Origin of the sequence: Nocardia coffeae, from assembly GCF_019890715.1 — a bacterium.
Lineage (GTDB): Bacteria > Actinomycetota > Actinomycetes > Mycobacteriales > Mycobacteriaceae > Nocardia > Nocardia jiangxiensis.
Window position 1 is genome coordinate 25,106 of sequence record NZ_JAINZY010000031.1, and the last position, 7,180, is coordinate 32,285.

8 protein-coding genes are annotated in these 7,180 nt (G+C 66.9%); 5 read left to right on the forward strand and 3 right to left on the reverse strand.

The genetic code is table 11. The features are described 5' to 3' along the window. Nucleotides 1-79: 79 nt before the first annotated feature. The 3 genes from K7711_RS46205 to K7711_RS46215 all read right to left on the reverse strand — a co-directional run bounded on the left by K7711_RS46205 (nt 80) and on the right by K7711_RS46215 (nt 4,085). Nucleotides 80-2,050, reverse strand: coding sequence for a neutral/alkaline ceramidase (locus K7711_RS46205; RefSeq protein ID WP_222979388.1), 1,971 nt, complete (start codon nt 2,048-2,050; stop codon nt 80-82). 104 nt (nt 2,051-2,154) lie between these two features. Beyond that, complete coding sequence (locus K7711_RS46210; RefSeq protein ID WP_222979390.1) at nt 2,155-2,721, reverse strand: nicotinamidase; 567 nt, start codon at nt 2,719-2,721, stop codon at nt 2,155-2,157. Nucleotides 2,722-2,771: 50 nt separating this feature from the next. Then, complete coding sequence (locus tag K7711_RS46215; protein WP_222979392.1) at nt 2,772-4,085, reverse strand: nicotinate phosphoribosyltransferase; 1,314 nt, start codon at nt 4,083-4,085, stop codon at nt 2,772-2,774. Nucleotides 4,086-4,279: 194 nt separating this feature from the next. On the opposite strand from K7711_RS46215, the gene clpS reads away from it, so the two are divergent. The 5 genes from clpS (at nt 4,280) to K7711_RS46240 (ending at nt 7,053) form a co-directional block, all read left to right on the forward strand. Further along, nucleotides 4,280-4,573: an ATP-dependent Clp protease adapter ClpS gene (gene clpS / locus K7711_RS46220; protein WP_040832648.1), complete on the forward strand. Its 294-nt coding sequence runs from the start codon at nt 4,280-4,282 to the stop codon at nt 4,571-4,573. Between the two features lie 22 nt (nt 4,574-4,595). Then, complete coding sequence (gene aosR, locus K7711_RS46225; protein ID WP_222979394.1) at nt 4,596-5,165, forward strand: oxidative stress transcriptional regulator AosR; 570 nt, start codon at nt 4,596-4,598, stop codon at nt 5,163-5,165. 192 nt (nt 5,166-5,357) lie between these two features. Then, nucleotides 5,358-5,780 carry a M67 family metallopeptidase gene (locus K7711_RS46230; protein WP_040832649.1) on the forward strand — a complete coding sequence of 141 codons (423 nt, stop codon included), beginning with the start codon at nt 5,358-5,360 and terminating at the stop codon, nt 5,778-5,780. A gap of 25 nt (nt 5,781-5,805) precedes the next feature. Beyond that, nucleotides 5,806-6,084 (forward strand): MoaD/ThiS family protein, encoded by a 279-nt coding sequence (locus tag K7711_RS46235; RefSeq protein WP_222979402.1) that lies wholly within the window; start codon nt 5,806-5,808, stop codon nt 6,082-6,084. Between the two features lie 6 nt (nt 6,085-6,090). Next, nucleotides 6,091-7,053: a PLP-dependent cysteine synthase family protein gene (locus K7711_RS46240; RefSeq protein ID WP_222979404.1), complete on the forward strand. Its 963-nt coding sequence runs from the start codon at nt 6,091-6,093 to the stop codon at nt 7,051-7,053. Nucleotides 7,054-7,180 lie beyond the last annotated feature (127 nt).

Here is a 7,180-nt window from a genome sequence, read left to right on the forward strand (position 1 = left end):
CCCGAGTCTCGAGGGCTGAACGACGAGCCTTACAGCGCCGAAAACCCCGCCGGAGCGAAGCGGAGGCCAAAAATACCCCCTAACTAAGGATTTGGAATTCCGCTGACGTTCCCGAGAACGGGACGCGTTCACCGCTGTGGCTTTGCGAATCGCCGTAGTAGCGGATCCGGTATCTGCCCTCGGGGGTGTCTGCCGGACTGTTCCAGGTGATGGTGACCAGCGAACTCGATGCCGCGCCGCGCGCCCAGCGGAACGTGGTGGCCCAGTCGCCGTCGTCGGCGATCATCCCCCAGCGGCCCGCGTCGTAGTGCTGCACCATCAGGTACGTGCCGCCGCGGTGCAGATCCCGGTTGGGGTGGGCGCCGGCGAACTCGACGACGACCTTCTGGCCCGCCCGATAGGAGTCTTCCGGTTCGGTGACCACATCGCCGAAGTGTTTGCCCGCGGGCGGAAAGTCCGGCGGCAGTGTGGTTTTCGCAGGCTTCTGCTGTTCGGCCAGATCGGGGGCGGCGATGCCGGGCGAGACGGGCTGCCCGTCGCGCATCGCGGTCGCCAGCCCGGACACCACCTGTTGCAGGGCCGGCAGCTCCCACCGGCCGAACAGCGTGCTGGCGCCCTCGTAGCGCTGTGCGTCGTACTCCTCGGGGGTGGTGATGTAGTGGATGTACGCGTTGGCGTATCCGGCGACCAGGACGTTCGGCAACTCCGCGCCCATGATCTCGGCGACCGCGCGACGCAGGCGGAGACCGGCGGTGATGGTCACCTCGCCGGGGATGCCGATCAGGAACAGCTCGCCGATCCGGATCAGCTGGACCGGCGCGATCTCCTGCACGTACGGTCCGCCGAAACGGTTGAGCAGACTGCTCGGGGCGACGATCGCCTTGGGCGACTGCGCGTCGCGCAGTTTCGAGTTGAACCGGTAGGCGAGTCGGGACATCCAGTCCCACAGCGGATTACGCCCCTCGTGGAAGGTCTTCCAATTCGTCGGGCCGTCGAAACCCGCACCGGCGAAGGCGGATGCGCCCGCGGCGGGCTTGGCGGTGCGGTGTTCGCTGCCGTCGCCGGTGAACTCCGCGGACACGGTCATCGCGGACAGGTCGACGTGGATCAACCGGCAATCGATGTCCCCGGCCATCCGCGGCATGTACCCGTCGGAGAGTTTCGCGGCGGCCTCGTACTGCCGGGTGCCGATCTGCCGGGTGTTCTCGACCTCGTCGTTGGTCGGACCGTGACCGGGTGCGCCGTCCAGATTCGGTGAGACGTCACCGGCATTGGTCTGCGCGAACGCGGCGACGAAATCCGGATCCTCGGAGTCGACCAGATAGTCCACACCCTCGACGATGCGCTCCCAGTAGTAGGCCGCGTACCCCTTGTTGTCGCCGCTGATCAGCGTGTTGCGGTTGGTCATCGAGGTGCAGTGCGCGGCGAACCAGTCGATCGCGCCGACCGGCTCGCCGTCCCGATCGATGCGCAGCAGGGTGTTCTGCGGATCGATCGCGTCGGGGAAGAAATCCTTGTCCGCCTGCGGATTTCGGTCGAACGCGGCGCGCGAGCGGTTGACGCTCGCGTCGCGCAGTTCACCGTGCGCCAGGCGCAGTGTGGCCGGGGCCAGATCCTCGTGGGCGCGTTCGACCGCCTCCACGATCCCCTCGACGATCGCGCGGAACGTCGCGGGCCGGAATCCGTCGGTCGTCTTGTTGTAGAGCTGGTGATGCGAATAGCCGCCCGGCCCGCAGTGGGTGTGCGTGGCGGTGATCATCACGTTGGATTCGCCGTAGGTGTCACCGAACCGGCCGGCCAGCCGGCGCAGCACCTCCTGGGTGATGCTGGAGAAGATCAGCGGCAGATCGTTGATGATCAGCAGCACCCGGTGATCGGTGATCGGATCGGCGAATACGAAGGCGCGCGAACGCAATCGGGTGTGGATACCGGTGCTCTTCTGATCGGCCATGCCGTATCCGAGCATCCCAGCCTCGGCCGGTTCGCCGGTGATATCGGCGATCGCGCGCCCGACCCGATGTCGGTCGGTCGAGTAGTTGGTGTCGGACATCGACCTCGTCTTCCGTAGTGTTGGAACCGGCCTGTGGACCTGGTCCAGTCTTCAACACCGTCAAACTAGCCGTGCGAGGGGCTGCCCGCAGAGCGAATGCCCACTCATGATTCGGCGTGTCCGACGAGTTCGATTCCGGCGGTGCGCATCTGCGCCAGCGCGGTCTCGGTGGTGGCGGGTGCCACAGCCGCGGTCAGGTCCAACAGTACCCGGGTGTGCAGGCCCGCCGCGCGGGCGTCCAGGGCGGTGGCGCGCACGCAGTGGTCGGTGGCGATGCCGCAGACATCGACGGTGTCGATTCCTTTGGTACGCAACCAGTCCACCAGTGACGCGCCCGCGTCGGTGCTGCCCTCGAAACCCGAATACGCGGCCGAGTAGGCGCCTTTGGAGAACACCTCCTCGATCGGGGTGGTGTCCAGGTCCGGGTGGAAGTCCGCGCCGGGCGTGCCGACGCGGCAGTGCGGCGGCCAGGTGTCCACGTAGTCGGGATCATCGGAGAAGTGCGCGCCGGGATCGATGTGGTGGTCCCGCGTGGCCACGATCGCGGCGTACTCGCTCGCACCCAGGTATTCGCTGATCCGCCCGGCCACCGCCGCGCCGCCGGTGACGGCCAGCGAGCCGCCCTCGCAGAAATCGTTCTGCACATCCACCACGATGAGTGCCCTGGTCATCTGTCGTACCTCGATTTCGCATGTCGATACCGGTGGCCCGGTCCGAGACGTTACGGGATGAACGTGGTCGGGATCGCCGGTTCGCCGGGCGAGAGTTTCAGCCCCTCCCAGGGCAGGCTGACCAGGCCGTGGGCGACCAGGACGCGGCTGTCCTGCAGGGGCGGGCGGTCCTCGATGATCTTGCCGCCGCGCACCATCGGGGTCAGCAGCTCACGCGCATCGAAGCCGTCGGTCTCCGGCGCCGGCCCGGACGCCGGGTAGACGATCTCCTCCACGATCGTCCCGGTGTGCCGGGACAGCCGCACCGCGCGTTTGGTGCCGCCGCGGGATTCCTTGTGACTGCTGCGTTTGGCCACCGGAACCCCTTCGACCTCGACCAGTTTGTAGACCATCCCGGCGGTCGGCGCGCCCGATCCGGTCACCAGGGAGGTGCCCACGCCGTAGGCGTCGACCGGTTCCGCGCGCAGTGCGGCGATCGCGTACTCGTCCAGATCGCCGGAGACCACGATGCGGGTGCGGGTCGCGCCGAGGGCGTCCAGCTGATCGCGCACCTGCCGGGCCAGCACGCCCAGATCGCCGGAATCGATACGCACACCGCCCAATTCGGGTCCGGCCACCTCGATCGCGGTGGCCACGCCCTGGGTGATGTCGAAGGTGTCCACCAGCAGGGTCGTGCCGACGCCCAGCGCCTCGATCTGACTGCGGAACGCCGCGGCCTCGTGCGCGCCGTCCGAACCGCTGTGCAGCAGGGTGAACGCGTGCGCGCTGGTCCCCGCGCCCGGAACTCCGTAGCGGCGCACCGCTTCCAGATTGGACGTCGCGTCGAATCCGGCCAGGTAGGCCGCCCGCGCACTGGCCGGGGCGGCCAACTCGTGCGTGCGCCGCGAACCCATCTCGATCATCCGACGTCCGCCCGCGGCGCTGACCATGCGCGCGGCCGCGGACGCGATCGCGCTGTCGTGATTGAGGATCGACAGGATCAGCGTCTCGAGCACCACGCATTCGGCGAAGCTGCCGCGCACCGACAGAATCGGCGAACCCGGGAAATACAGCTCACCCTCGCCGTAACCATCGATATCGCCGCGGAACTCGTAATCGCGCAGCCAGTTCATCGTGTCGGCGGGCAGGAATTTCTCCGCGACCGCCAGCTCGGGTTCCCGGAAACGAAATTCGGCCAGCGCGTCCAGCATTCGCCCCGCACCCGCGGCCACGCCGTATCGACGGCCGTGCGGCAATCGTCGTGCGAATACCTCGAACGTGCATTGCCGATGCGCCGATCCGTCGGCGAGCGCGGCCGCGAGCATGGTGAGTTCGTACTGGTCGGTCAGCAGCGCGGTACTGGTTGCGACATGTGCGGTGTCCACGTCGTCACTGTAGACAGAATCGGCGCGCGGATCGCGCGGTGAGTGCGCGGAAACGACATCGGTCGGGTGTTGTTTCTCCGGAGCCGAGTCGTACCCTGAAGGTTATGGGCTTGTGCATGAAGGACGCCGTCCGGGTCGCCGCCGATTCGGGCGGAGTGAACACGACGGCGGCGCACGGGGCGGGCCCGGGGGTGATGATGGCCGGGCAGGCCGTGCCCGAGGCGGTCGAGGCCACCGAGATCCTCGAGGCCGAGGATCGGCCGTGGGTGACGGTCGTCTGGGACGACCCGGTGAATCTGATGCATTACGTCACCTACATCTTCCAGAAGCTCTTCGGGTACAGCAAAGGCAAAGCAACCGAATTGATGATGCAGGTGCACAACGAAGGAAAGGCGGTGGTGTCCTCGGGCTCGCGGGACAGGATGGAACATGACGTGCAGCGTCTGCACGCCGCGGGCCTCTGGGCGACCATGCAACGTGACGAATGAGGCGGGCGACTACCGTAATCCCGTGCGCAAGTGGAGCAGAAAGAACTCGCTGAGCGGGCTCAAGCTGCGGTCGGAGATGGACGCGCGGGAGGCCGACGTGCTGCGTTCGCTGGTCGGAGCCGTCACCGGACTGCTCACCGAACGGGCCTCCTCGGGCCCCGACGACGAGCTGGCCGCGCTGACCGGGCTACGGATCGGCAATGCCACCCCTCCCGACGACCCCCGGCTGGCTCGCCTGCTGCCGGACTTCCATCGCCCCGAATCCGGTTCGCCCGACGCCGATCGCGCCGACCTCAACAGTGCCCTGCGCAGCCTGCACGAGCCGGACATCATCGATCGCAAGGTGGCCGCGGGCTCGGTGGTGCTGGAGACGCTGCCCGCCCGCGGCGGCAAGATCCTGCTCACCCCGGAACAGGCCGACGCCTGGCTGAACGCCCTGAACGATGTGCGGCTGGCGTTGGGCACGGCCATCGGCATCGACGCAGACACGCCCGATCGGCTGCACCCGGACGATCCGCGCGCTCCGCATCTGGACGTCTATCACTGGCTCACCTGGATGCAGGACTCGCTCCTGAGCGCGTTGGCCCCGTAGCAATTCCTGATTCGAATCTCACTGCGCGAAAGTATTGACATCTCCTACCACCACCGCATTTCCCGGGGCGGTGCGGGAAATGCGGGGGCTGCGGCATCGGACCTGGGAATAGCCGAATATTGTTGGCCGTTGAGGACAGCGTTCCGGCGCCGCGGCGCGGAAATGGCCGGGCGTGAACGGAAGGATGCGACAGTGCTGGTGATCGAGGCCGATCTCGTGGACGCGATGGTGGCGCACGCGCGCGCCGATCATCCGGACGAGGCCTGCGGGATCATCGCCGGGCCGGAGGGTTCGGACCGCCCCGAGCGGTTCGTCGCGATGATCAACGCCGAACGCTCGCCGACCTTCTACCGCTTCGACTCCGGTGAGCAGTTGCGGGTGTGGCGCGAGATGGACGATCGCGACGAGGAAGCGGTCGTGGTCTACCACTCGCACACCGGGACCGAGGCGTACCCGAGCCGCACCGACATCTCCTACGCCTCCGAGCCGAACGCCCACTACGTGCTGATCTCCACCCGCGATCCGGAGCAGCACGAGTTGCGCAGCTACCGGATCCTCGAGGGCGAGGTCACCGAGGAACCCGTCCGGATCGTGCCCGCCTACGCCGGTTCGTGAGCTACGAAGAACAAGGAGTCACCCAATGTCGGTAACCGTGTCCATCCCGACCATCATGCGTCCCCTCACCGGAGGTGAGAAGCGTGTGCAGGCCACCGGCGCGACGCTGGCCGCACTGATCGACGACCTCGAGGCCAACCACACGGGCCTGCGCGATCGGCTGCTCAAGGACGGCAAGCTGAACCGGTACGTCAACATCTACGTCGACGACGAGGACGTGCGTTTCACCGGCGGCCTCGAGGCCGAGGTGCCCGAGGGCGGCACCGTGACCATCCTGCCGGCGGTCGCCGGCGGCGCGCGCTGACTTCCCGTGGCGCGCTACGAATCGCTGATCGAGACCCTCGGCAACACGCCGCTGGTGGGTCTGCACACGCTGTCCCCGCAGTGGGACGGCGATGACCACGTGCGGCTGTGGGCCAAACTCGAGGACCGCAACCCCACCGGTTCCATCAAGGACCGGCCCGCGCTGAAGATGATCGAGCAGGCCGAGGCGCAGGGGCTGCTGCAACCCGGGTGCACGATTCTGGAGCCGACCAGCGGCAATACCGGTATCTCGCTGGCGATGGCGGCCAAGCTCAAGGGATATCGGCTGGTCTGCGTCATGCCGGAGAACACCTCGGTGGAACGTCGTCAGCTGCTGACCATGTTCGGTGCGGAGATCATCGATTCACCGGCCGCGGGCGGTTCGAATCAGGCTGTGGCACTGGCGAAGAAGATCGCCGCGGAGAATTCCGAATGGGTGATGCTGTATCAGTACGGCAATCCCGCCAATGCGCTGGCGCATTACGAGGGCACCGGGCCGGAGATTCTCGCCGATCTGCCGGAGATCACGCATTTCGTGGCAGGTTTGGGAACGACCGGCACGTTGATGGGTACGGGACGTTATCTGCGCGAACAGGTTCCCGCCATCGATATCGTCGCCGCCGAACCGCGCTACGGCGAACTCGTCTACGGGCTGCGCAATCTCGACGAGGGATTCGTCCCGGAACTCTACGACGAATCCGTGCTCACCTCGCGTTTCTCCGTCGGGCCCTACGACGCCGTGCGTCGCACGCGTGAATTGGTGCTTCAGGAAGGGATTTTCGCGGGGATTTCCACCGGTGCGATCCTGCACGCCGCACTCGGGGTGGCGGGTAAGGCTCGCAAGGCGGGTAAGCGCGCGGATATCGCATTCGTCGTCGCGGACGGTGGATGGAAATATCTGTCGACGGGTGCCTACGACGGCACGCTGGAAGAGGCCGAGGACAAACTCGAAGGTCAGCTCTGGGCTTGAGCTGTGTTTTTGGCCTCCGCTTCGCTCCGGCGGGTTTTTCGGCGCCCTATGGCTCGTCGTTCAGCCCTCGAGACTCGGCCTTCGGCCATGCGCTTCGAGGGCTGAACGACGAGCCGCGCCGAAAAAC